Origin of the sequence: Nonomuraea sp. NPDC049624, from assembly GCF_040675255.1 — a bacterium.
Taxonomy (GTDB): Bacteria; Actinomycetota; Actinomycetes; order Streptosporangiales; family Streptosporangiaceae; genus Nonomuraea.
This window is the reverse complement of sequence record NZ_JBFAOR010000007.1, coordinates 65,889-88,813: the sequence shown is the minus strand read 5'-3', so window position 1 is coordinate 88,813 and position 22,925 is coordinate 65,889. Positions and strand designations below refer to the sequence as shown.

Genomic DNA, 22,925 nt, shown 5'->3' with positions numbered 1-22,925 from the left:
TTTCAGCCGAGACGTTCGATGACGGTGACGTTCGCCTGTCCCCCGCCTTCGCACATGGTCTGCAGGCCGTACCGGCCGCCGGTGCGTTCCAGTTCGTGCAGCAGCTTCACGGTCAGGACCGCGCCGGTCGCGCCGAGCGGATGGCCGAGCGCGATGGCGCCGCCGTTGGGGTTCACCCTGGACGGGTCGGCGCCGGTCTCCTTCATCCAGGCCAGCACGACGGAGGCGAACGCCTCGTTGATCTCGATCGCGTCGAAGTCGTCGATGGCCAGGCCGGTCCGGCCCAGGGCGTGGGCCGTGGCGGGGATGGGGGCGGAGAGCATCATGATCGGGTCCGCGCCGCGCGCCGAGAGGTGATGCACGCGGGCGCGCGGGGTCAGCCCGTGGTCGCGTACGGCCCGGGGCGAGGCGACCAGCAGCGCCGCCGCGCCGTCGGAGATCTGGGAGGCCAGCGCCGCCGTGAGCCGTCCCCCTTCGCTCAACGGCCTGAGCACGGCCATCTTCTCCGGCGAGGTGTCCCGGCGGGGGGCCTCGTCGTCGGCGACGCCCTCACAGGGGACGATCTCGCGCCGGAAGCGCCCCTCGTCCACGGCCCGCAGCGCGCGGCGGTGGGACTCGTAGGCGTAGAGCTCCATCTCCTCGCGCGACAGGTCCCAGGCCACCGCCATCTGCTCGGCCCCGGCGAACTGGGAGACCTCCGCCGCGCCGTAGCGGGCCGCCCAGCCCTTGGACCCGGCGTACGGGGTCTCGTGCCCGAGCGGCCGGCCCGCCAGCATGGCCGAGGAGATCGGGATCATGCTCATGTTCTGCACGCCGCCCGCCACCACCAGGTCGCTGGTTCCCGACAGCACGGCCTGGGCGGCGAAGTGCAGGGCCTGCTGCGAGGAGCCGCACTGGCGGTCGACGGTGACGCCCGGCACCTGCTCGGGCAGCCCGGCGGCCAGCCAGCAGGTACGCGCGACGTCCCCGGCCTGCGGCCCGATCGTGTCCACGCAGCCGAAGATCACGTCCTCGACGGCGGCGGGATCGGCGTCGGCCCGCCGCATCAGCTCGCGCAGGACGTGCGCGCCGAGGTCGGCCGGGTGGGCCGCGGCCAGCCCGCCGTTCCTGCGCCCGACGGGGGTACGGACGGCGGCGACGATGTAAGCCTCGTTCATCCCCGCATCCTAACAAGCGCTTGGTAAGTAGGATAATGCCCTACGAGCTGGGCCTGACGCGTGAACAAGCGATTGTCTGAGGGCTCATAATGGGAAACGTGACCACGCGAAAGAACTCCGGCACCACCACGTCACCGGCGAAGCGCCAGCGCGCCTCCTCCACTGGGGCGGCCTCAGAGCGGCGCGACCACCTCGTCAAACTCGCCGCGGAGCTCTTCGCGCGCAAGGGCTTCCAGGCCACGACCGTACGCGAGATCGCCGACGAGGCGGGCATCCTGTCCGGCAGCCTCTACCACCACTTCGACTCCAAGGAGACGATCGTCGACGAGGTGCTGTCCACCTTCCTCGACGACCTCATCGCCCGCTACCGCGCCGCCGTCGACACCAACTCCGACGCCCGCACGGTCCTGTCGGAGATGGTGCGCATCGGCTTCGGCACGCTGGAGCCCCACCGCGCCGCGATCACCGTCATGCAGAACGACTGGAACTACCTGCGCCAGTTCGAGCGCTTCAACTACCTGGTCAAGGCCGAGGACGAGGTCGAGCAGATCTGGGTGACCCAGATCAAGGCCGGTCAGGCGGCCGGGCTGTTCAGGGCCGACGTCGACCCCAAGCTGACCTACCGGATGATCCGCGACACCATCTGGGTGGCCGTGCGCTGGTTCCGTCCCGGCGGCCGGCTCAACACCACCGCGCTGGCCGAGCACTACATCACGGTGCTGTTCGACGGGCTCGCCACCGGCGAGCGCACGACCCAGCGTCAGGGATGAGCCTCGGCAAGGCGGTGCGGCTGGCCCTTGAGGAGGTCGCCGAGCCGGACAAGGCCGAGCCGATGCGCGCGTACATGAAGTCGGAGATGCCCTTCCTCGGCGTGCAGGCCACGCCGAGGCGGGCGGCGCTGCGGCGGGTGTTCGCCCGCCACCGCCTCGACTCCGCGCCCGAGTGGCGGCGCGCGGTGCTCTCGCTGTGGCGGGAGGCCGAGTACCGCGAGGAGCGTTACGCCGCCGTCGAGCTGACCGGCCACCGCTACTACCGCGACTTCCAGACCCTCTACACCGTGCCGATGTACGAGGAGATGATCGTCACCGGCGCCTGGTGGGACCTGGTCGACGAGCTGGCCACCCATCGCGTCGGCGACCTGCTGGCGGCCTTCCCCGACACCATGCGCCCGCTCATGCTGGAATGGGCGGCCGACGCCGACCTGTGGAAGCGCCGCACGGCGATCCTGTGCCAGAACCGCTTCAAGTCCCGCACCGACACGGCCCTGTTATACGCCTGCATCGAGCCCAGCCTGTCCGACACCGACTTCTTCGCCCGCAAGGCCATCGGCTGGTCCTTACGCGAGTACGCCAAGACCAACCCCGACGAAGTCATCCGGTACGTCCGCGCCAAGGGCATCTCCGGCCTGAGCCGCCGCGAGGCCCTGAAGAACCTGCCCGTGAGTTAGCCCCTCCTCATCCGGCCTCATCCGCTCTCACCTGCCCTCACCTGCTCCCACCTGCTCTCACCTGCTCTCACCTGGTCCAGAGCGCGTCCTGCACCGCCTGCACCAGCGCCATCAGCTCCGGCGTCACCCGCTCGCGCGCCCAGGCCAGCGCGTAGGTGATGCGCAGCTCCCCCGCCTCCAGCGGCACGAACCGCACGTCGTCCCGCCTGACGGCCCTGACCAGGAGCTGCGGGATCGGCAGCACCCCCGCCCCGGCGGCCACGAGATCGAGCGCGGCGGCGAAGTCGTCGTCGGCCACCATCCGCGCCCGCCCCGGCAGCCCCGCCCACGGCCGGCTCCCCGGCGTCAGCAGCACCTGCCCGCCCAGGTCGTCCGGCGTCACCCTGCCGTGCCCGGCCAGCCGGTGCCCGAGCGGGACGGCCAGATGGTCCACGGTCACGTGGAAGCGGGCCGCCGTGACGAACTGCGCGGGCGCCGGCGTGGCCAGGATCGCGGCCGAGACCTCCCCGCTGCCCAGCGCCTGGGCCGCGGCGCCCCGCCCGGCCACGACGAGTTCGACGCCGATCGCCGGGGCACGTCCGGCCAGCCGTCTGGCGATGCGCGCGGCGAGGGTGCCCACCAGCGGTGGATAAGCCAGGTGAATGGTCGGGCGGGCCAGTCTGGCGGCTTCCGCGGTGAACGCCTGGGCCGATTCGAGCACCTGCCGGGCGTACGGCAGCAGGCCCTTGCCCTCGGCCGTCAGCCGCACCTCGCGGGCGTTGCGCTCGAAGAGCCTGACCCCGGCGGCGCGTTCGAGCCGGGTGATGGCCTGGCTGACGGCGGGCTGCGACATGCCCAGGTCGGCGGCGGCGGCCGAGAAGCCGAGCCGCTCGGCGACCAGGAGGAAGCAGTGGATCTCCTTGAGCATAAGCAGCACTTATCGATGATGCACCACGTCGGCCTCGCCGGACACGATTCCCGCATCTGACCGACGTGATCGAGGAGCTGAGATGTCGCCATTCCCCACGTCCACGGTGCTCGGGTACCCGAGGATCGGGCCGCGACGGGAGCTGAAGCGGGCCCTGGAGTCGTACTGGGACGGGCGGTCCGGCCGCGCGGAGCTGGAGCGGACGGGCGCGGAGATCAGGGAGCGGACCTGGCGGCGGCTGGCCGAGCTGGGCCTGGAAGGGCTGCCGTCCAACACCTTCTCCCTGTACGACCACGTGCTGGACACGGCGGTGCTGCTGGGCGCGGTGCCCGAGCGCTACCGCGCGGCCGAGGACCCCTACTTCGCGATGGCCAGGGGCACCGAGGGGCTGGCGCCGCTGCGGATGACGAAGTGGTTCGACACCAACTACCACTACATCGTGCCGGAGATCGGCCCGGAGACCGTCTTCAAGCTGGACGCCGCCAAGCCGCTCGCCGAGGTGCGCGAGGCCCGCGCGCTGGGCTACGAGACGCGGCCCGTCGTGGTCGGGCCGGTGACGTTCCTGCTGCTGGCCGGGGCGCCCGAGCGGCTGGAGGACGTGCTCGGCTGCTACGAGGAGCTGCTCGCGGCGCTGGCCGCCGAGGGCGTCGACTGGGTGCAGCTCGACGAGCCGGCGCTGGTCGGCGACCGCACGCCCGAGGAGCTGGCGACCGTGCGGCTCGCCTACGACCGGCTGGGGTCGGCGGCCGTCCGCCCGGGGCTGTTCGTGGCCTCCTACTTCGGCGACCTCGGGCCCGCGCTGCCGGTGCTGGCGGGCACGCCCGTCGAGGCGATCGGCGTGGACCTGGTGCGCGGCGGCGCCGTGCCCGACCTGCCGGGCAAGACCGTGGTCGCGGGCGTGGTGTCGGGCCGCGACGTGTGGCGCACCGCGCCGGAACGCGCCCTGGCCGCCCTCGGCGGCGTGCGCGCGGACCGGGTGACGGTGAGCACGTCGTGCTCGCTGCTGCACGTGCCCTACGACGTGGCCGCCGAGCCCGACCTGGACCCGGCGCTGCGGGAACGGCTGGCGTTCGCCGAGCAGAAGGTGGCCGAGGTGGTGGCGCTGGCCCTCACCGTCGCCGAGGGGCCGGACTTCCGGGGGCCGGTCCCGGCCGCGCCCTCCGTGCCGCTGACCGCGCCGGCCGCGCCGGAGGAGCGGGCGCCGTACCCGGTGCGGGCCGCCGCCCAGGCCGCCCACCTGGGCCTGCCCGTACTGCCGATCACCACCATCGGCTCGTTCCCGCAGACCGGCGAGCTGCGCGCGGCCAGGGCGGCCGTGGTGGCCGGAACGCTGTCGGAGGAGGACTACGAGCGGCGCGTCGAGGCCGAGATCGAGCGCGTCGTCAGGGTGCAGGAACGCCTCGGCCTGGACGTGCTCGTGCACGGCGAGCCCGAGCGCAACGACATGGTCCAATACTTCGCCGAGCACCTGGACGGGTTCGCGGTCACCACGAACGGCTGGGTCCAGTCGTACGGGTCGCGCTGCACCCGGCCGCCGATCCTGCACGGCGACGTCGGCCGTCCCGGGCCCATCACCGTGCGCTGGGCCTCCTACGCGCAGTCGCTCACCGCCAAGCCGGTCAAGGGCATGCTCACCGGGCCGGTGACGATCGTCGCCTGGTCGTTCGTCCGCGACGACCTGCCGCTGCGGGACGTGGTGTTCCAGGTGGCCGACGCGGTGCGCGAGGAGGTGCGCGACCTGGAGGCGGCCGGCGTGTCGATCATCCAGGTGGACGAGCCCGCCCTGCGCGAGCTGCTGCCGCTGCGGCGGGCCGCTCAGGCCGACTACCTGGAGTGGGCGGTGGCGGCGTACCGGCGGGCCACCTCCGGCGCGGCCGACCGCACCCAGATCCACACCCACCTGTGCTATTCGGACGCCGACCAGATCCTGGCCGCCATCGACGGCCTGGACGCCGACGTCACCACGATCGAGTCGGCCCGCTCGGGGGCGCGCATCCTGGGCGCGGTGCGCACGTTCGGCCGCGGCCTCGGCCCCGGCGTGTACGACATCCACTCCCCGCGCGTGCCCGGCGCGGACGAGGTCGAGGACCTGCTGCGCAGGACGCTGGCGGCGCTGCCGGCCGAGCGGGTCTGGGTCAACCCCGACTGCGGGCTGAAGACGCGCACGTACGAGCAGGTGGAAGCCTCGCTGGCGCACGTCGTCGAGGCCACCCGGCGGCTGCGGGCCGAGCTTCAGCCGTAGAGCTCGGTGAACTCCTCGACCGTCATCCCGAACAGGATCCCGTCGTCGTAGCGCCCGGCGGCGAAGCGGCTCCTGCGCCGGCGGCCCTCCTCGACGAAGCCGAGCCGCCGGTGCAGGGCCTGCGACGGTTCGTTGGAGCTGTAGACCCACGCCTCGGCCTTCTGGAAGCGGCGCTCGGCGAACATGTAGCGCAGCAGCAGGACGATCGCCTCGCTGGCGTAGCCCTTGCGGTGGTGGGGGGTGCCGATGGAGATGCCGTAGCAGAACGTGCCGTGCATGCGCTCGACCTCGTGCGTGTTGAGCATGCCGACCGGCCGGCCGTCGGCCGCGTCGGCGATCACCAGGCGGAGCTCGTCCATGTCGGACTCCTGCTCGGCCAGCTCCCTGGCCCACTTCTGCGCCTGGGCGGCCGAGCGGGGCGGAGGCAGCCGCCAGCCGTTCCTGGCCGCGTCGGTGTCCTCCTCGAAGGCGAAGAGCGCCGCCCAGTCCTCCGGTTCGATGGCCCTCAGGCGCACGCGCTCGCCGACCCACGCAGACGTCATGATGGGGAGCAAACCAGAGCACGCCCCCGGCGCGCGAACCCTTTTCCGGCCCCCACCCGCTTTCCGGCCCTCACCCGCTTTCCGGCCCTCACCCGCGCCCGTACGTGTCCTCGGCCCGCCAGAAGTACCAGAGCCCGAGGGTCAGCCCGGCGACCGCCCAGAACGCGCAGCTCAGCCAGACGAGCGGGCGCGGGCTGGACGCGTGGATCAGGATGTCGCGCATGAACTCGATGATGGAGGCCGCGGGGTTGAGATACATGACGTCGGCCACCCACTGCGGCAGCCCCACCCCGCCGACCGGCTCGCCGGTGACCGGGTCCGGATATCCCACGATCTTGTACTGGATCGAGAAGAAGACCCCGGAGGCGTACAACCAGGTCCGCAAAACGAACGGCAGGAGCTGGTTCACGTCGCGCAGCGAGGCCCCCAACCGCGCCAGGACCAGGCTCAGCCCGATGTTGAACATCGTCTGCAGCAGCACGGCGACCGGGATCAGCAGCCAGAACCAGGTGGGGAACTCCCCCATGACGACCACGAGCACGAGCAGCACCCCCATGGAGACCGCCGCCTGCCGCAACTCCTGAAGGGTGTAGGCCAGGGGAAGCGCGGCGCGCGGGAAGTGCAGGGCGCGGATGAGCGAGAGGTTCCCCGAGACGGACTTGGCCCCCGCCGAGGCCGACCGCTGGCTGTAGGTGAAGACGAACATCCCCGTGACAAGGAACGCGGCATAGTTCTCGATGTGGTCGTGTCCGCCCAGGACGAGGCCGAACATGACCCAGTAGATGCCGGCGTTCAGCAGCGGCGTCAGCACCTGCCAGAGTTGCCCGAGCGCGGAGCCGGAGTACTTCGAGGCGGTGCGCGAGGTCGCGTACACCAGGATGAAGTGCCGGCGTTCCCATAATCGGCGCAGGTAGACGTGCAGGTCCGGGCGGGCCATGGCTCGCCTCAGCCCGTGCCGGGTCGCGAGGGCGGCGAGTGATTCCTGTTCGGGCGCGGATGACATGGGAGTCTCCTCACGGCCTGCTGCGTCGCGGAATGCCCAGGAGTCTAGGCTCCGGCGTGGCGGGACGGGCGTCCTGGCGCTTTGGAGAGGGGCGGCGGCGCGGGCGTCCGGGCGCTTTTGAGAAGGGCGGCGGCGCGGGCGGCGGGTCAGGTGGCTCGTCCGTCGAGGAAGTCGACGACGCGGGCGTTGAGGTCGGCGGGGTCGTGCCACGGCATCGCGTGATGGGACAGGTGCGGCAGCACCTCGGTCCGCGCGCCCGGCAGCAGGCGGGCGGCGGCCGACGCGACGCGGTGCGGGGAGTGCGCCTTGCCGCGTCCGGCGACGAGCACGAGAGCGGGCGTGGTGAGCGCGCGCAGCGATCCCGGCTCGGGCCGTTTCCCGGTGACGACCTTCGTGTCCGGGAACTCCGCGGCCAGGCCGTAGAGCCGCAGCCAGGCGGGGTCGGCGGGCGCGCCGCCGGTCTCCCACTCCAGGAAGGCCCGCGCGCGAGCGGCCGTCGGCCGCAGCAGGGTGGGCAGTGCGCGGGCCAGGTATCCCGGCCGGAACCCGCCGAAGCACTGCGTCGGGTCGAGGAGGACGAGCCGCTCGACCCGCCGGGGCGCGTGGAGCGCGTACGTCAGGGCGATCCATCCGCCGTAGGAGTGTCCGCACACCGCGGCGCCGTCGATGCCGAGGCCGTCGAGCACGCCGTCCAGCCAGCCGAGCAGGTCGCCGACGGTGCGCAGGGGGCGTTCGCCGCGGACGCTGCGGCCCGGCTCGCCGATGCGGTCCACGGCGTAGACGCGATGGCGGCAGGCGAACGCGGCGACGTTGGCGTACCACATCGCCGCCGTGGTGCCACCGCCGTGCAGCAGGACCAGCGGCGGGCCATCGGCGGGGCCGCACGCGTTCACCCGGGTCGTGCCGTACGCCGACGGCAGGTCGATCGGCTCGACCGGAACCGGCCAGCGTTCGAGGACCGCGTCGTAGGCGGAGAAGAAGTCGGACATGCCGCACCTAACTAAATAGCTTGCTCACCAACAATCTCGCTCGGCGAGATAATGCCATACTGGTGGCATGACGATGCGGCCGGAGCATGCCGAAAACGTGGACGATCAGGACGCCGGGATGCGGCTGGTCCATCTGCTGCGCGCCGTCACCGTGGAACTCGACCGCATGGGCGAGCGGTTCGCCGCCGCGCACGCCCTGCACCCGACCGACGTACGCGCCCTCATCTGCCTGCTCGACGCCGCCCGCACCGGCGCCCCCGCCACCCCAGGAACGCTGGGCACGCACCTCGGCCTCAACTCCGCGGGCACCACGGCGGTGGTGGACCGTCTGGAACGGCTCGGCCACGTCCGCCGGGAACGCGACACCCGGGACCGGCGGCGGGTGCTGCTGAAGGTCGACGAGGGCGCCGTCACGCTGGGCTGGAGCTTCTTCGGCCCGCTCATCCAGGAGATCGTCGCCCTCATGGGCCGGTACGACCCCGCGGAACGGGCCACCATCGAACGCTTCCTCGGCGACGTCCACAAAACCGTCACCCGGAGTTAGGCCGACGGCGCAAGTCAGCCTGGCTGTTGCAGCCTGCTCTCGGTCTGGAGGTTGCCGGCCAGTTCCGCCATGGTCGCCCCGCAGCGGACGTTCGAGAGCCCGCTGTCACCGGACACGAGAGGCACGCGGAACGCGACCCAGCCGCCGGTCACGTCGATGATCCGCCACCCGGGAAACCTGCCGAGAACCTCCCGCAAGGTGATTCGGCGATCCCGGCGCGCAGTCGGTGGAGACGCGAGACCGCGAGGAAGGGCTGGGCGGAACGCTGCCGGCCAAGATCCGCTCATCCTTGACCTGCTACCGGACGCTGCCGGACCTCGATGGCTGCGAGATCCGTCTGCACGCGACCACTCTGTACGCCTCGCTGTTCCGCTACGACGACGACCTCCTGGTCAACCCGCACGCGTACGGCGAACCAGCTTCTGCCAACCCGACCTTCCACTTCCATCGTCTCGACGGAGGGACGATGGCCGAGCACTACATGTCATCGTTCGAGCGAGTCTGGGCCGGAGCCGTTCCGTGGTCCGGCGCGGAAGTCTGAGGAGGCATCGCCCATGGGACGAGTCGAGTACTGGAACGACCCGGACGCCCCGAAGGCGAACAGCCTGGTGCCGGCCTGCGGCACGGTGACCGTGGACGACGCCGGCCGCATCCTCATGCAGCGCCGGCGCGACACCGGTCAGTGGGCGCTGCCGATGGGCAAGATGGAGATCGGCGAGACCCCCTCACAGTGCGCCGTACGGGAGACGGAAGAGGAGACCGGCGTCCGCGTCGAGCCCACCGGCCTCCTCGGCGTCTACTCCGACCCTGGCCACATCGTGGCCTACACCGACGGCGAGGTCCGCCAGGAGTACGAGGTGATGCTGATCGCCCGCCCGGTCGGCGGCCGTCCGGAGGCCAACGACGAGGCGAGCGACGTGCGCTGGGTCGAGCCGGACAAACTGCATATCCTCGACATCCATCCGACCCAGTGGCGACAGCTCAACGACTATCTGCAGCAGAGGAATCCGCATATCGATTGACCTGGATCCGTTGTCGTCGATGTCTCGTGGAAGCGGAACGAGGTTCGGGCCCACCCAGGGCGACACCATGCCGACTGCGATGGGCCTCCCGGCAGAGCCCAGGAGCAACCCGGTAGTAGCCGGCCGTGAGCGGGCCGGACCATGGCGCCGCCAGGCGCGTGGGTTGCGCCGCCAGGCGCCTCAGATTGAACTGCCTGAGCTCCCGAGGCGCGAAGCGCCCCCTCGGCGAAGACCATCGGCCGAAGGCGACCTCCCTACTTGAGGGCTCCCGAGGTCAGGCCGGACTGGATCTGGCGCTGGAACACCGTGTAGACGACCAGCATCGGCAGGATCGCCAGCGTCAGCGCGGCGAACAGCGCCGACCAGTCCTGGTCGTACCCGGCGGACGTGGAGATGTCAGCGATCCCCTGCGTGAGCACCCACTTGTCCCGATCCTGCAGCAACACCAGCGGCAGCTGGTACTGGTTCCACTGCCCGAGCACGTTGAAGATCGTGATGCTGATGATGCCCGGTCTGGCCATCGGCAACATGATCTGGAAGAACACGCGGGTGTGCGAGGCCCCGTCCACCATGGCCGCCTCCCCCACCGCCGTGGGCAGCGTACGGAAGAACGCCGTCAGGAAGAACACCGTGAACGGCATCGAGTACGCGATGTAGACCAGCACCAGCCCCGCGTGCGTGTTCAGCCCGATGTACGGCCCCACCACCGGCACCGCCCCCATGTTCTGCACGACGAAGAACAGCGGCGTGAGTTTCAGGTACACCGGGAAGGCCAGCCCGGACACGAACAGGAAGTAGATCGGCCGGTTGGCGCGGAAGGGGTACCGGGCCAGCACGTACGCGGCCATCGAGCCGAGCAGCATCGTCCCGGCCACGCTGAAGGTGACGACGATGACGCTGTTGAGCATGTACTGCCCGATGTGCGCCTGTTCCCAGGCGCGGGCGAAGTTGTCCCAGTTGAGCCTGGCCGGCAGCCCCCATGCCTCGCCGAAGATCTCGTCCTCGCTCTTCACCGAGGCCAGGAAGGTCCACAGGATCGGCACCACGACGAGCACCGTCCACACCAGGAGCGCGACGTGGGAGAGCAGGGCCATCGGCCCGAGCCGTCGCCGGCGCTCCTGGCGGGCCAGTTTGCGGGAGTTCGCCACCGTCCATGTGGTCGTCGTTGTCATCTAGTACTCGATTCGTTCGCGGCGTGACAGGCGCAGCGAGAGGATGGCGAAGCCGACGGTGAAGAAGAACATCATGACGCCGAGGGCCGAGGCGTAGCCGAAGCGGAAGTACTGGAAGGCGTTGCGGTAGATCTCGGCGGCCATGACGGTGGTCGACCAGTCGGGGCCGCCGTGCTGGTCGGTCATCACCCACACGATCGCGAACGCGTCGAGCGCCAGGATGCCGAGGTAGACCCAGGCCACCTGGATGGTGTCCCACAGCAGCGGCAGCGTGATGCGGAAGAACAGGCTGAACCGGCCCGCGCCGTCGATCTGCGCCGCCTCGAACATGTCGCGCGGGATGGAGGCCAGCCCGGCCGAGAACAGCACGACGTAGAAGCCGACCGCCTGCCAGACCAGCACGCCGAGCACCGACCAGAAGGCCACGCCGGGGTCGGACAGGAAGCCGACCGGCTTGGCGCCGAGCGCGATCAGCGGCCCGTTCAGCATGCCGCTGCCGTCGGGCCGGAACACCTGCTGGAACAGCACGCCCACCACGGCCACGGCCAGGACCTGCGGGAAGAAGAACACCACCCGGTAGAACTTCGAGCCCGCGATGCCCGAGGAGCCCTTGCGCCCGCCCACGTTGAGCAGGAAGGCGAAGAACAGCGCGATGACGATCGTGAGCAGCGGCAGCAGCACGAGCAGCATGGCGTTGTGGCTGACGGCCTTCCAGAAGACGCCGTCCTTGAACAGCCGGACGAAGTTGTCCAGCCCGATGAAGTCCGGTGTGGCCGTCACGCCGCGCCAGTCGGTCATCGCGATCCGGAACGCCTGGATCAGCGGCGAGATGACGTAGGCGAGGTAGAGGATCACCGGGGCTGCCAGGAACGCGGTGATGAACAGCCCGCGGCGATACCTGTTGAACAACATCAGCGCTTGTACTTCTTGATCGAGGAGTCGTTCTTGATCTCGTCGGCCTTCTTCTGCATGCGCTCCAGGTACTTCTCCGGCGTCAGGCCGCCGGACATCAGCTCGCCGGTGGCGGCGATGCCCTCGTCCTTGAGCTGGCCGTACCAGGTGTACCAGCGGTAGTAGACGGTGTTGGCGCCCGCGTCGGCGACGGCCTTGGAGGCGCTGGTGACGCCGGGCGAGATCGTCCGGCCCTCGGTCGCGCCCTTGACCGCGGTCACCGTCTTGACCATCTCGCTGAAGTCGCCGGCCGCCTTCTTCGACAACATGCCGCGCAGGTACTCGATGCCGCCCTGCGGGTTGGCGCTCCTGGCCGAGACCATGAAGTTCTCGCCGGGCTGGGTGTGCAGGGTGCCGTACGGCATCTTGTCGGAGCCGGTGACGTCGGGGATCGGGAACATGCCGTACTCGAAGTCGGGCGGGGTGGTGCTCTTCTGCTCGTTCTCCAGCCACGACCCGGACGGCAGCATGGCCACCTTGTACTTGTTCTGGGCTGTCTGGGTCTGCACGTGGTCGAGGCCGGTCGTGCCCTCCATGAGGTACTTGGCGCCCACCTCGGCCCAGGCCGTGGCGGCGGTCTTCATGGCCTCGGTGGTCCAGGCGCCGTCCTCCAGGTTGTCGATGTTGACCAGCACCTCGTTGCCGCCGACCTTGGCGGCCATGGTCAGCAGCGGCTCGTACAGGTACTGGGGGAACTTGCCCGCGTACGTGAAGGGCGCCATCTTGCCGGACTTCTTGATCGTCTCGCAGAGCTTGACGAACTCGTCCCAGGTCTTGGGGATCTCCCAGCCGTTGTCCCTGAACACCTTCTGTGAGTACCAGATGCCGTGGATGTAGTTCACGTAACCCAGCACGCTGAACTTGCCGTCGTAGGTGCCGATGTCGATGACCGACTGGTCGATGGTGTCCCGGACCTTGACGGCGGGGTCGTCCCAGCTCGGCGCGTCGAGCAGGGCGGTGAGGTCCTGGAGCTGGCCGTCCTGGGACAGGGCGCCGAAGTCCATGAAGTTGGCGCCGGAGTTGTCGATGACCTCCGGCGGGTTGCCGCCGGCGAACCGCGGCTGCAGGACCTTGGTGATCTCCTTGGTGGCGTTGTGCTTGATCTCGCTCTTCGGGTACTTCGTCTTGAACAGGGGCTCGTGGATGTTCTTGGCGTAGTCCTGGCCGAAGCCGCCGTCGAAGATCCACACCTCCAGGGGCTTGCCGTCCGCGACGCCGAACGGGTTGGCCGCGCTGGTCGCCACCGGCGCGGAAGAGGCGGTGGCCGTGGGCTTGGCGGCCGGGGTGGCGCAGGCGGCCAGCGCCCCCGCGACGGGGACGAGGGCCGCGCCGCGCAGGAGTTGACGACGGCTGATATGGGGGGTGTCAGGCATTGATGGCTCCTAGCTGTTCATGATCCTCGTCGTATTCGCCCTGCGTACCGGCTCTCCAGGGCCTTGTTGTGCTCGTCGCCGCCGGTCACGTTGACCGACAGGTAGACGGGGGGCCGCTCGCCCAGGGCGACGAGCTCCTCCACCGCCTCGGTGACCACCATCTGCGCGAGCAGCGCCGAGGTGATCGTGGAGACCGCGCCGTACGTGCCGCCGTCCGGCAGGTCGAGGACGGCGTCCCCGTACGGGGAGCCGTTGTCGAGCACGACGTCGGCCAGGTCCATGAGCTTGCCGCCCGAGGGATGGCGCGAGGTCATGCGCGTGCTGTGCGCGACCGAGGTGATCGCGACGAGCGGGTGGCCGCGCTCCTTGACCAGCGTGGCCAGCTCCACGACCGTGCCGTTCACGCCGGAGCTGGAGATCAGGACGAACACGTCCTGCGGCTCGACGGGGGCCAGGTCGTAGATCTCGTGGGCGACGGCCGGGTCGCGTTCCAGCTCCGGGGTGAGCACGCTCGGCGGCCGGCCGCCGTACAGGACGAGGTCGCGCGGGGAGAGGCGGTTGCTGGGCACCAGGCCGCCGGCCCGTCCGGCGATCTCCATGGCGATGGCCTCGGAGTGCCCCGACCCGAACGCGTTGACCACCCCGCCGGCGCGCAGCGCGGCGACGATCAGGGCGGCGGCCCGGCGCACCGGCTCCGCCTGGCTCTCGGCGACCTGCCCGGCGAGGGCGAGGGCCTTGGACGCGTACCGCATGTCAGCCTCTCTCCACGCGGTGGCTCTCCACCGCGCTGATCGTCAGCTCGAACGCCTCGTTGGTGCGCTCGTACGTGCGCTGCGCGACCGCCACGTAGACGGCGTCGAGCACGAAGAGCTGCGAGTGCACGGCCGCCAGCCCGCCCAGCCGGAACGTGGTCTCCCTGCTGGCCGTGGTCAGCACCAGGCCGGCCAGCTCGGCCAGCGGCGAGCGGGCGAAGGAGGTGACGGCGACCGTCGTCGCGCCGTGGCTGCCCGCCTCGGCCAGCGCCTCCATGACCTCGCGGGTGCGGCCCCGGTGGCTGATGCCGATGGCGACGTCGTCCGCGCCGAGCAGCGCCGCCTCCGACAGCGCCACGTGCGCGTCGCCGGCGCTCCAGCACGGGATGCCGATGCGGCGCAGCCTGCCTTCGAGCATGGTGGCGACGTTCCCGCTGGTGGAGACGCCGATCAGCAGCACCCGGCGGGCCCTGACGACGGCGTCGGCGACCTGGGCGACCATCGCGAGGTCGAGTTGGGCGGCGGTGTCCTGGATGAGCCTGGCGTCGGCGGCGGCCATCACCTCGATGGCCGAGTCGAGCGGGTCGTCGGGGCCGATCTCGTGCCCGACGCCCGCGCCCCAGCCGGCCTGCGCGGCCCTGCCGGTCTCCGTGGCGAGGGCGACCCGCAGCTCGGCGTAGCCGGAGAAGCCGAACGCCCGGCAGAACCTCGTCACGGTGGCGGGCGAGCTGCCCGCCCGTTCGGCCAGCGCGATGATGGTCGACCGGGCGGCCTCGGCGGGGTCGCCGAGTATCACCTCGCCGACCCGGCGCAACGCCTCCGGCAGGCCGGGCAGTTCTGTTTCGACGCGCCCGAGGGCTCCTGAAGTCACGAATATTCCTTCCGAATACTCGGTCTTCTGGCGAAAATTATTCTTGCTTCCCGGTCACGTCAACCCCCAGAATTTGACCGTGACCAAATCGCTGGTGGTCGGTGTCGACGCGGGAGCCACCTCGACGCGCGTCTCCGTCCACACCCTCGACGGCACCCGGGTCGGCTACGCGCGGGCGGGCGCCGGCAACCCCTCGGCGCACGGTCTGGACAAGGCGGTGGCGGCGATCGGCACGGCGCTCGGGCAGGCGCTGGGGTCGCACGACGGCGGCCAGGTCGTGGCCTCGCTGGCCGGGGTCGCGGGCCAGGTCGACACGCTGGTCCCCGAGCTGGCCCGGGTCTGGGCCGGCCACGGCATCGAGGCGGGCCCGCTGATCGAGCGCGACGTGGCGGTGGCCTACGCCGCCGGCACCGCCGAGCCCGACGGCTCGCTGCTGCTGTCGGGCACGGGCGCGGTCGCGGCCAGGGTCGCCGGCCACCGCATCGACACGATCGCCGACGGGCTCGGCTGGCTGCTGGGCGACGAGGGCTCGGGCTTCTGGATCGGCCGCGCCGCCGCCAAGGCCGTGGTCTCCGCCCTCGACCGGGGCGCGACGGGCGAGCCAGGCAGCCTGGTCGCGCTCGTCGTCGAGCACTTCCTGGGCGAGGAGCGTCCGGGGTCGCCGCGGGCGGTCGCCGACCGGTTCGTCCGGCTCGCGCAGGCCCACCACATGCGCCTGGCCGCGCTGTCCGCCCTGGTCAGCCGGGCGGCCGAGGCCGGTGACCCGATGGCGCTCAAGGTCGCCGAGGAGGCCGCCGACCGTCTGGTGGCCACCCTGCGCAGGGTGCACGTCTCGGGCGACGTCGTGCTCGCGGGCAGCGTGCTGACCAGCGAGGGGCCGGTGCGCCGGGCCGTGCTGGCGCGGCTGTCCGGCGAGCGGGTGCGCACGGCGCGCGACGCGGCGGGCGCGGCGGCCTGGCTGGCGGCCCGCGGCGTGCTGCCCGGCGACGACGGCCGGAGCTCGCACGCGGCGTTCACGCTCACTCCCTGACGTTCAGTTCACGCTCATTCCCTGACGTTCAGTTCACGCTCATTCCCTGACGTTCAGTTCACGCTCGTTCCCTGACGCTCAACGGGTGAGCAGGGCCGCGCTGCCGTAGCTGCCGCCGAAACCGGTCACCAGGGCGGTCTCGTGCCCGGCGCGCAGTTCCCGCACCGCCTGGGCCACGTTGTTGAGCCCGTGCACGTACCCCTCCGACAGCAGGCCGCCGTGCGGGTTCACCCACGCGTGCCGCCGTTCCAGCAGGTACGCCCCCAGGTCCTCCCGTGCCACCAGCCCGAAGTCCGCCAGTTGCCGGGGCACCAGCCAGGAGTAGGCGTCGTAGAGCAGCGCCGCCCGGACGTCCGAGGGCCGCATCCCGGACGCCGCCCACAACATCGGCGCGACGTGCTCGGAGAAGACGGCCGTCACGTCCGGCGAGCGGTCCATGGAGGAGCAGCCGGGCCCTCCCCCGCGGACGACCGCCCGGATGCGCGGGCCGTCCAGGACGCCGCTCACCAGCAGGGCGCACGCGCCGTCGGTCTCCAGGCAGCAGTCGGCGGTGCGCAGCGGCGTGCAGACGTACGGTTTGGCCAGGTAGGCGGCCAGGTCCAGGGGCTCGCGGCGCAGGGCGCGCGGGTTGGCGGCGGCGTTGCGCCTGGACTGGCCGACCACGGCGTGCAGGTGCTCGGCGGTGAGTCCGGTGTCGTGCAGGTAGCGGGTGGCGGCCATGGCGAACAGCGGGATCGGCCCCGCCAGGCCGTAGGTGTGGCGTTCCAGGGGGCCGGTGGAGGCGGTGTTCATCCGCGTGCCGGACCGCCCGTTGAGCGCCCGGAAGACCAGGACGTTCCTGGCCAGACCGGCGTGGATCAGCATGGCCGCGTCCCCCAGCACGGACGCGGCCTGCGTGCCGCCGCCGGAGATGTCGTTGTGCCAGCGCAGCCGCTCGATCCCCAGCGCGCGGGCGACCTGGACGACCGGCGCCGAGTCGTTCATGTGGTAGCTGAGCAGCCCGTCGACCTCGCCGGGTGTGATCCCGGCATCCGCGCAGGCGGCCCGGCACGCCTCGGCGGCCAGCTCCAGCTCGGTGCGCCCGGACGTCCTGGTCAGCGCGGTCATCCCGATCCCGGCCACGGCCGCGCACCCGGCGAAGGACTGCATCCCGCACGATAACACGCGTAGACAAGCGCTTGCTCGGCACGCGGACGGCCGAGGCTCCCAGCGCGCCGAACGCGGTGTTTCCGGGCGGCCGCAACGACGGCGTCTTCCGTCCGAAGGTCTTCGCCGCCAGGTCGGGCGAGGCCCTGAGCAGCGGGAAGGCATGAGCCGTGACTGGATGTCTTCACGCGGGCTGCCCCGTCTTGTAATACGGAGAGGTGATCAGCCGATAGCCCATCATCATCACCCCGAGGTGAGAGATGGATCTGCGCTACGTCAGATACGCGATGGCGATCGCGCGCGCCGGCAGCCTCCGCCGCGCCGCGACCGCGCTGCACATCGCGCAGCCCACCCTGTCGGAGCAGCTCAGGGCGCTGGAGAAGGAGATAGGCGTCGAGCTGTTCAGCCGTTCGTCCAGCGGTGTGCGGCTCACCGAGGCGGGCGAGGCGTTCCTGGCCCAGGCCACGGTCGCGCTCGACGCCTACGAACGGGCCGTGGCCGCCGCGCGCGGCAAGGGCCGCACCGCCCGCCTGGGCGTGGCCGACGGGCTGGCCGACGTGGCCGCCCGGCTGCTCGCCCAGCTCCAGAACGTGCCGGTGCGGATCGCGCCGATGAGCACGGCCGAGCAGTTGATCTCCATCGCCGACGGCACGTTGCAGGCCGGCCTCGGTTACGCCCCCGGATCGCTGCCGAGGGGCGTGGCCCGCATGCTCGTCCATCGTTTCCCGGTCCGCGCGCTGCTCCCGCGCGACCATCCCCTGGCCGGGCGGGAGGCGCTGTCACTGGCGGACCTGGCCGGCGAGCCGCTGATCATGCCGGAGTCGGACGCGGTCGCCGGGGCCCGGCGGTTCCTGGAGGGGTTCGTCCGGCATCGGCTGCATCCCCGGCTTGGCCCGGCCGCCGCCACCCATGACCTGGTGATCGACATGGTGGCCGCGGGGGCCGGCTACAGCCTGTGCGTCCACGAGGGCAGCACCGTGCCCGACGCGCTCGCCTTCGTGCCCATCAAGGAGGACGTGCCACCGCTGGAGGCGGTCTTCCTGTGGAACCGGCAGGCCGACGTGCACGAGGTGGTGAGCGCGGCCCGCCACGTCGCCCGCTCTGGATAGCGCTATTATCTATCGATGCGCATCTCAGAACTGAGCGCCCGATCCGATGTCGCCATCCCCACGATCAAGTACTACCTGCGTGAGGGCATGCTGCACCCGGGCGAGCAGACCGCCGCGACCCGCGCGGAGTACGACGAGTCCCATCTGCGCAGGCTGCGCCTGATCCGGGCCCTGCTGGAGGTGGGCAGGCTCCCCGTGGCCGCCATCAAGCAGGTCATCGCCGCCGTCGACGACGAGACGCTGCCCATCCACCGCATGCTGGGGATCGCCCACTACGCGCTCGGCCCGGTCGTCGAGCCCGAGCAGGACGAGGAGTGGCGAACCGCCAGGGCCGAGGTCGACCGGCTGCTCGACGAGCTGGGCTGGACCGTCGTCGAGGACGCCCCCACCCGCGACGAGCTGGCGCAGACGGTGGTCCGCATGCGCCAGCTCGGCCTGCGCGTCGACCTCGCGCCGTACGTCGAGGCCGCCAGGAAGCTGGTGACCGAGGTCGAGATGGACACCATCCCCTTCGACGGGCCGCGCGACGCCGCCGTGGAGGCCCTGGTGCTGGGCACCGTCCTGTACGGCAAGGCGTTCGACACGCTGCGCCGCATGGCCCAGGAGTCGGAGTCGGCCCGCCGGGTGGGGCAGCGCCAGCGGTCAGGCCGGTGAGAACCGGTCAGAGCACGCCGTTGCGGCGCAGGATCTCGACGGCCCGTACGGTGGCCGCGCCCCGCCATTCGAGCGCGCCGGCGGGCGAGATCCGCGCGTAGTCCACGACCCAGCCGCCGTCCTCCTGCTGCGTCCCGGCCAGCCGGTCGAGGTCGGCGGCGATCACCTCGGGCGCGAACAGCTCGCGCGCCGGCCGTCCGGGGTAGGGCGCGAAGTCGAGGGGGTTCAGCCGCTCCTCCGCGGTGCCGCCCTCCACGGGCACCCGTCCGCCCTCGGGGATGTACGCGGCCAGCCGCTTGAGCAGCCCGGCCGCCTCGGGCCGCGTCCCGTGGACGGCGTCCAGGAAGCGCACGGCGAAGGAGAGCACGTAGGCGTGCGGCCGTTCGTCCAGCGCCTGGATCGCGTCGAGGCAGTAGCGGGTGGCCCGCTCCAGCCACGGATGCCCGGCCACGGCCGGGTCGTGGGCGGCCACGCCGTGGGCCGCCGCCGCGGAGATGGCCGTGATCTGCAGCGACGAGGTGCTCGTGTCCGCGCCCGCCCACCAGGGCGCGGTGCCCTCGGTCAGGGTGAGCGGCAGCGCGAACGGCAGCCCGCCGTCGGGCATCGTCACCGACTCCAGCCAGTCGCACAGCGCGACGGCCTGCGGCGCGGTGTCGGGGCCGATCTCCTCCAGCACCTCGAAGGCGTGCAGCGCCGCGCCCGGCTGGCTCTCCGGCGAGCGCAGGTCGGGCTCCAGGCCCCAGCCGTAGCCGCCGTCGGGGTTGCGGTAGGCGTCGAGGGCGCCGAGCACGGAGGCCGGGCCGGTCTCCCCCATGAGCAAGTGGAAGCGGCGCCGGTCCAGGACCCGCGCGTGCGTGGCCAGGAACCCGGCGACCGCCGAGAGATTGACGTTCATAGGGCCATCGTGCCCGCCGCGCGAGCTCGGGTCTTGTTCGAACCGGACATGTCACCCGGTGTCGCTCACCGGCCGTTTCAGCAGCCACAACGCGGCCCGCTGGAGCAGGGTCCGGTGGATCTCGTTGTCGTAGGACCTGGTGTCGTGCCCCAGCGCGTCGTAGACCACCCGGCCGCGGCGCACCGGACGCGCCCACACCAGCGGCTGGCCGTTCGCGGAGGCCAGGGGGCGCACGTCCGGCAGCACGTCGAGGTCGCTGTAGACCTCGTCCACCAGGTCGAAGTCGCGCAGGCCCGCCACGATGGGGTGGGCGGCGCCGTGCACCCGCACGCCGGTCCAACCGAGGGGCGGATGGTGGGACTTAGGCCAGTTCCAGCAGCCGCCGAGCACCCGCGGCCAGCCCTGCCAGTCGTCGAAGCAGACCGCGGCCGTGTGCACGCAGAGCAGGCCGCCGCCCCGGTCGAGGTGGTCGAGCAGCGTGGTGCGGGCCTGGGCGGGCAGCGCGAAGCGCCATTCGCCGCGCAGGTCGGCGAAGCGGTCCTGGCCCATCTGCCAGCGCAGCGCGTTGACCGTGATGAGCTGCACCTCCGGCGGCTCGCTCAGCGCGCCCGCGATGTCCTCGGTGATCTCGGACTCGACGCCCACCTCGCCCAGCACGTCGGCGAGCGCGGCCGACGTGGCGGCGAAGTCGTGGAAGAGCCCTCCTGACAGGATCAGATTTCTCGCCACGCCCCCAGCCCATCACGCCCGGCCCGCCTTGACCACCCACCCGAGCCGCCCACCTGTACCACCCCGCCGAGCCGCCCCGCCGAGCCGCCCGGCCGGGCGGCAGGGCATGATGCCGGACGTGGACTTCGAGGAATACCGCCCGATGTTGCTGGGCCTGGCCTACCGCCTGCTCGGCAGCATGTGGGACGCCGAGGACGTCGTGCAGGAGGCCTGGCTGCGCTGGGAGGGCGCCGACCGGAGCCAGATCAGGGAGCCCCGCGCGTTCCTGCTGACCGTGGTCTCGCGGCTGGCCCTCGACCAGCTGCGCTCGGCCCGCGTGCGGCGGGAGGCCTACACCGGGCCGTGGCTGCCCGAGCCGGTCGCGACGGGCGAGGCCGGGCCGCTGGACACCGCCGAGCTGCGCGACACCGTCTCCTTCGCCACCCTGCACCTGATGGAGAAGCTGTCGCCGCCGGAGCGGGCGGTGTTCGTGCTGCGGGAGGCGTTCGAGCTGCCGTACGACGAGATCGCCGAGATCGTCGGCTCGTCGGTGGCCAACGCCCGGCAGATGCACCACCGCGCCTCGGTCCGGGTGTCGCAGGGCCGCGACCGGTTCACGCCGACGAACGAGGACCACGCCAGGCTGCTGACGAAGTTCATGGAGGCGGCCGGCGGCGGCGACCTCGACGCGCTGACCGAGCTGCTGCACGAGGACGTCGTCATGTGGAACGACGGCGGCGGCAAGGTCCGGGCCGCCCTGCGGCCGATCCTGGGCCGGCGCAAGGTCAGCGCCTTCATCGGCGGCCTGCTGGCCCGCTACGACTTCAGCCGGGCGCACCTCGTCGAGGCCAACGGCCGCCCCGCCCTGTGGACGCACGTGGCCGGGACCGACCAGCTCATCGCCCTGGACGTGCGCGACGGCCGCATCCAGGGGCTTTACGGCGTGCTCAACCCCGACAAGCTGACCCGGGTGCGGCCGGAGTGATCGGCCCGTCACTATAGTCGCCTTATGGATCTCGGCATCTCGGGCAAGGTCGCCCTGGTCACCGGCGGCAGCGCGGGCATCGGCCTGGCCGCCGCCAAGAGCCTCGCGCGCGAGGGCTGCGACGTGTGCGTCAGCGCGCGCAACCCCGAGCGGCTCGCGGACGCGGTGGTGGAGCTGCAGCAGTTCGGCCACGTGGTGCACGCGGTGCTGGCCGACGTGGAGGACCCGGCGGCGGCTCAGCGGGTGGCCGACGAGACGCGCGACGTGCTCGGCCCGGTCGACATCCTGGTGGCCAACGCGGGCGGCCCGCCCACCGGCCGCTTCGACGAGGTCGGCCTCGAAGACTGGGACGTCGCGGTGCAGCGCAACCTGCTCGGCACCGTCCGGCTGATCCAGGCGGTGCTGCCGGAGATGCGCTCGCGGGGGTGGGGCCGGATCGTCACCGTCACCAGCTCGTCCGTCCGCGAGGCGATCGACGGGCTGGCGCTGTCCAACGCCATGCGCCCGGCCGTCGCCGGGCTCGTGCGCACGCTGGCCCGCGAGGTGGGCGGCGACGGCGTGCTGGTCAACAACGTGCTGCCGGGGGCGATCGACACCGAACGCCTGCGCGGCATGTCGGGCGGCGACGACGTGGTCGAGGAGCGCGGCCGGGCCGTGCCGGTCGGGCGGGTCGGTCAGGCCGAGGAGGTGGGGGACGTCATCGCGTTCCTGGCCAGCGAGCGGGCCTCGTACGTGAACGGCGTCTCGATGCTGGTCGACGGCGGCGCGGGCCGGGTCATCGCCTGAGCAGGGTGGCGACGACGCCGGCCGCCCACTCCTCGTCCTTGTCGGCCGGGTCGACGAAGTAGGACAGGTTGGCCCGGTGGAAGCAGGCGCCCATCAGCAGGGCGGCCGCCGGGCCGGGGTCGAGGCCGGGGTCGGTGCGGCCCGCGGCCCGTTCGGCGTCGAGGATCTCGGCCAGGGCCCCGATCGGCAGGTGGGGGCCGGTGCCGGTGCTGGCGAGCATGTGCTTGAACCGGGCCAGCAGCGAGGGGTCGGCCAGCATGCCGGAGGCGATGGTGGCGGCCTCGGTGTAGAACTCCAGCGCCGCCAGGGTGAAGCGGGTGAGGTTGTCAGCCAGGTCGCCCTCGCCCGTGCTCAGCCGCAGCCGGGCCAGCGCGGGCGCGAGCGCGGGCAGCCGTTCGAGCAGGACCGCGAGGAACATCTGCTCCTTGCCGGCGAAGTGCTTGTAGAGCAGCGCCTCGGAGCAGCCGGCCGCCTGGGCGATGCGCCGCGTGGTCGCACCCGAGATGCCGAACTCCCGAATGGCCTGCTCGGCGGCGTCGAGGATGCGCTCACGGGTGCTCATCCGCCCATGATATGAGCGAGTGCTCACCAACCCACGCGTGCATGACATCCTTCCCTTAGGGACCATTGGGGAGAAGGT

Annotated in this window: 26 protein-coding genes; 11 read left to right on the top strand and 15 right to left on the bottom strand. The window is 71.7% G+C overall.

Annotated elements, in window-relative coordinates:
- Positions 1–2: 2 nt before the first annotated feature.
- A complete protein-coding gene (locus tag AB0J76_RS28325; protein ID WP_352319925.1) occupies positions 3–1,157 on the bottom strand; it encodes an acetyl-CoA C-acetyltransferase in 1,155 nt (384 codons plus the stop codon).
- A gap of 98 nt (positions 1,158–1,255) precedes the next feature.
- Between AB0J76_RS28325 and AB0J76_RS28320 the strand changes: the two genes are divergently transcribed.
- Together AB0J76_RS28320 and AB0J76_RS28315 are read left to right on the top strand one after the other, a co-directional pair.
- Positions 1,256–1,927, top strand: coding sequence for a TetR family transcriptional regulator (locus tag AB0J76_RS28320; protein ID WP_352319927.1), 672 nt, complete (start codon positions 1,256–1,258; stop codon positions 1,925–1,927).
- Positions 1,924–2,604, top strand: coding sequence for a DNA alkylation repair protein (locus AB0J76_RS28315; RefSeq protein WP_352319928.1), 681 nt, complete (start codon positions 1,924–1,926; stop codon positions 2,602–2,604). Before AB0J76_RS28320 ends, AB0J76_RS28315 begins: the two co-directional genes overlap by 4 nt.
- Positions 2,605–2,671: 67 nt before the next feature.
- Here the strand turns inward: AB0J76_RS28315 and AB0J76_RS28310 are convergent, their stop codons facing one another.
- A complete protein-coding gene (locus AB0J76_RS28310; protein ID WP_352319984.1) occupies positions 2,672–3,511 on the bottom strand; it encodes a LysR family transcriptional regulator in 840 nt (279 codons plus the stop codon).
- An 82-nt stretch (positions 3,512–3,593) separates the two neighbouring features.
- Here AB0J76_RS28310 and metE point away from each other — a divergent pair, with 82 nt between their 5' ends.
- Positions 3,594–5,753, top strand: coding sequence for a 5-methyltetrahydropteroyltriglutamate--homocysteine S-methyltransferase (metE, locus tag AB0J76_RS28305; protein WP_352319929.1), 2,160 nt, complete (start codon positions 3,594–3,596; stop codon positions 5,751–5,753).
- Here metE and AB0J76_RS28300 read toward each other — a convergent pair.
- The 3 genes from AB0J76_RS28300 to AB0J76_RS28290 all read right to left on the bottom strand — a co-directional run bounded on the left by AB0J76_RS28300 (position 5,744) and on the right by AB0J76_RS28290 (position 8,287).
- Positions 5,744–6,295, bottom strand: a complete 552-nt coding sequence (locus AB0J76_RS28300) for a GNAT family protein (RefSeq protein ID WP_352319931.1) — start codon at positions 6,293–6,295, stop codon at positions 5,744–5,746. The genes metE and AB0J76_RS28300 overlap by 10 nt on opposite strands.
- Positions 6,296–6,383: 88 nt before the next feature.
- A complete protein-coding gene (locus AB0J76_RS28295; RefSeq protein WP_352319933.1) occupies positions 6,384–7,298 on the bottom strand; it encodes an ABC transporter permease in 915 nt (304 codons plus the stop codon).
- Positions 7,299–7,444: 146 nt separating this feature from the next.
- A complete protein-coding gene (locus AB0J76_RS28290; protein ID WP_352319934.1) occupies positions 7,445–8,287 on the bottom strand; it encodes an alpha/beta fold hydrolase in 843 nt (280 codons plus the stop codon).
- A 67-nt stretch (positions 8,288–8,354) separates the two neighbouring features.
- Here AB0J76_RS28290 and AB0J76_RS28285 point away from each other — a divergent pair, with 67 nt between their 5' ends.
- Positions 8,355–8,831 (top strand): MarR family transcriptional regulator, encoded by a 477-nt coding sequence (locus tag AB0J76_RS28285; protein WP_352319936.1) that lies wholly within the window; start codon positions 8,355–8,357, stop codon positions 8,829–8,831.
- 14 nt (positions 8,832–8,845) lie between these two features.
- On the opposite strand, the gene AB0J76_RS28280 is transcribed toward AB0J76_RS28285, so the two are convergent.
- Positions 8,846–9,028: a hypothetical protein gene (locus tag AB0J76_RS28280; protein WP_352319938.1), complete on the bottom strand. Its 183-nt coding sequence runs from the start codon at positions 9,026–9,028 to the stop codon at positions 8,846–8,848.
- A 29-nt stretch (positions 9,029–9,057) separates the two neighbouring features.
- Here AB0J76_RS28280 and AB0J76_RS28275 point away from each other — a divergent pair, with 29 nt between their 5' ends.
- The gene (locus AB0J76_RS28275; RefSeq protein WP_352319940.1) at positions 9,058–9,372 is read left to right on the top strand and encodes a hypothetical protein; all 315 of its coding nucleotides are present in this window, start codon (positions 9,058–9,060) and stop codon (positions 9,370–9,372) included.
- Between the two features lie 13 nt (positions 9,373–9,385).
- Positions 9,386–9,853: an NUDIX domain-containing protein gene (locus AB0J76_RS28270; protein WP_352319942.1), complete on the top strand. Its 468-nt coding sequence runs from the start codon at positions 9,386–9,388 to the stop codon at positions 9,851–9,853.
- A gap of 254 nt (positions 9,854–10,107) precedes the next feature.
- On the opposite strand, the gene AB0J76_RS28265 is transcribed toward AB0J76_RS28270, so the two are convergent.
- The 5 genes from AB0J76_RS28265 to AB0J76_RS28245 are packed head-to-tail and all read right to left on the bottom strand — an operon-like array spanning position 10,108 to position 14,972.
- Positions 10,108–11,025 carry a carbohydrate ABC transporter permease gene (locus AB0J76_RS28265; protein ID WP_352319944.1) on the bottom strand — a complete coding sequence of 306 codons (918 nt, stop codon included), beginning with the start codon at positions 11,023–11,025 and terminating at the stop codon, positions 10,108–10,110.
- Positions 11,026–11,937: a sugar ABC transporter permease gene (locus AB0J76_RS28260; RefSeq protein ID WP_352319946.1), complete on the bottom strand. Its 912-nt coding sequence runs from the start codon at positions 11,935–11,937 to the stop codon at positions 11,026–11,028.
- Complete coding sequence (ngcE, locus tag AB0J76_RS28255; protein WP_352319947.1) at positions 11,937–13,349, bottom strand: N-acetylglucosamine/diacetylchitobiose ABC transporter substrate-binding protein; 1,413 nt, start codon at positions 13,347–13,349, stop codon at positions 11,937–11,939. Before ngcE ends, AB0J76_RS28260 begins: the two co-directional genes overlap by 1 nt.
- Positions 13,350–13,366: 17 nt before the next feature.
- The gene (locus AB0J76_RS28250) at positions 13,367–14,101 is read right to left on the bottom strand and encodes an SIS domain-containing protein (RefSeq protein ID WP_352319949.1); all 735 of its coding nucleotides are present in this window, start codon (positions 14,099–14,101) and stop codon (positions 13,367–13,369) included.
- 1 nt (position 14,102) lies between these two features.
- Positions 14,103–14,972 (bottom strand): MurR/RpiR family transcriptional regulator, encoded by an 870-nt coding sequence (locus AB0J76_RS28245; RefSeq protein WP_352319951.1) that lies wholly within the window; start codon positions 14,970–14,972, stop codon positions 14,103–14,105.
- A gap of 79 nt (positions 14,973–15,051) precedes the next feature.
- Here AB0J76_RS28245 and AB0J76_RS28240 point away from each other — a divergent pair, with 79 nt between their 5' ends.
- A complete protein-coding gene (locus AB0J76_RS28240) occupies positions 15,052–16,002 on the top strand; it encodes a BadF/BadG/BcrA/BcrD ATPase family protein (RefSeq protein ID WP_352319952.1) in 951 nt (316 codons plus the stop codon).
- A 78-nt stretch (positions 16,003–16,080) separates the two neighbouring features.
- Here the strand turns inward: AB0J76_RS28240 and AB0J76_RS28235 are convergent, their stop codons facing one another.
- A complete protein-coding gene (locus tag AB0J76_RS28235; RefSeq protein WP_352319954.1) occupies positions 16,081–17,151 on the bottom strand; it encodes an acetyl-CoA acetyltransferase in 1,071 nt (356 codons plus the stop codon).
- Between the two features lie 257 nt (positions 17,152–17,408).
- Between AB0J76_RS28235 and AB0J76_RS28230 the strand changes: the two genes are divergently transcribed.
- Complete coding sequence (locus tag AB0J76_RS28230; protein ID WP_352319955.1) at positions 17,409–18,257, top strand: LysR substrate-binding domain-containing protein; 849 nt, start codon at positions 17,409–17,411, stop codon at positions 18,255–18,257.
- A gap of 15 nt (positions 18,258–18,272) precedes the next feature.
- Positions 18,273–18,911: a MerR family transcriptional regulator gene (locus AB0J76_RS28225; protein WP_352319957.1), complete on the top strand. Its 639-nt coding sequence runs from the start codon at positions 18,273–18,275 to the stop codon at positions 18,909–18,911.
- A gap of 7 nt (positions 18,912–18,918) precedes the next feature.
- Here the strand turns inward: AB0J76_RS28225 and AB0J76_RS28220 are convergent, their stop codons facing one another.
- Entirely contained in the window at positions 18,919–19,806 is an 888-nt protein-coding gene (locus tag AB0J76_RS28220; RefSeq protein WP_352319959.1) for a hypothetical protein, read from the bottom strand.
- 51 nt (positions 19,807–19,857) lie between these two features.
- Positions 19,858–20,535 carry a ThuA domain-containing protein gene (locus AB0J76_RS28215; RefSeq protein WP_352319961.1) on the bottom strand — a complete coding sequence of 226 codons (678 nt, stop codon included), beginning with the start codon at positions 20,533–20,535 and terminating at the stop codon, positions 19,858–19,860.
- Between the two features lie 118 nt (positions 20,536–20,653).
- Between AB0J76_RS28215 and AB0J76_RS28210 the strand changes: the two genes are divergently transcribed.
- Together AB0J76_RS28210 and AB0J76_RS28205 are read left to right on the top strand one after the other, a co-directional pair.
- Positions 20,654–21,499, top strand: coding sequence for an RNA polymerase sigma-70 factor (locus AB0J76_RS28210; RefSeq protein WP_352319963.1), 846 nt, complete (start codon positions 20,654–20,656; stop codon positions 21,497–21,499).
- A gap of 24 nt (positions 21,500–21,523) precedes the next feature.
- Complete coding sequence (locus AB0J76_RS28205; RefSeq protein WP_352319965.1) at positions 21,524–22,285, top strand: SDR family oxidoreductase; 762 nt, start codon at positions 21,524–21,526, stop codon at positions 22,283–22,285.
- Here the strand turns inward: AB0J76_RS28205 and AB0J76_RS28200 are convergent.
- Entirely contained in the window at positions 22,275–22,847 is a 573-nt protein-coding gene (locus AB0J76_RS28200; RefSeq protein WP_352319967.1) for a helix-turn-helix domain-containing protein, read from the bottom strand. The two genes, AB0J76_RS28205 and AB0J76_RS28200, sit on opposite strands and share 11 nt — an antisense overlap.
- Between the last annotated feature and the right edge of the window lie 78 nt (positions 22,848–22,925).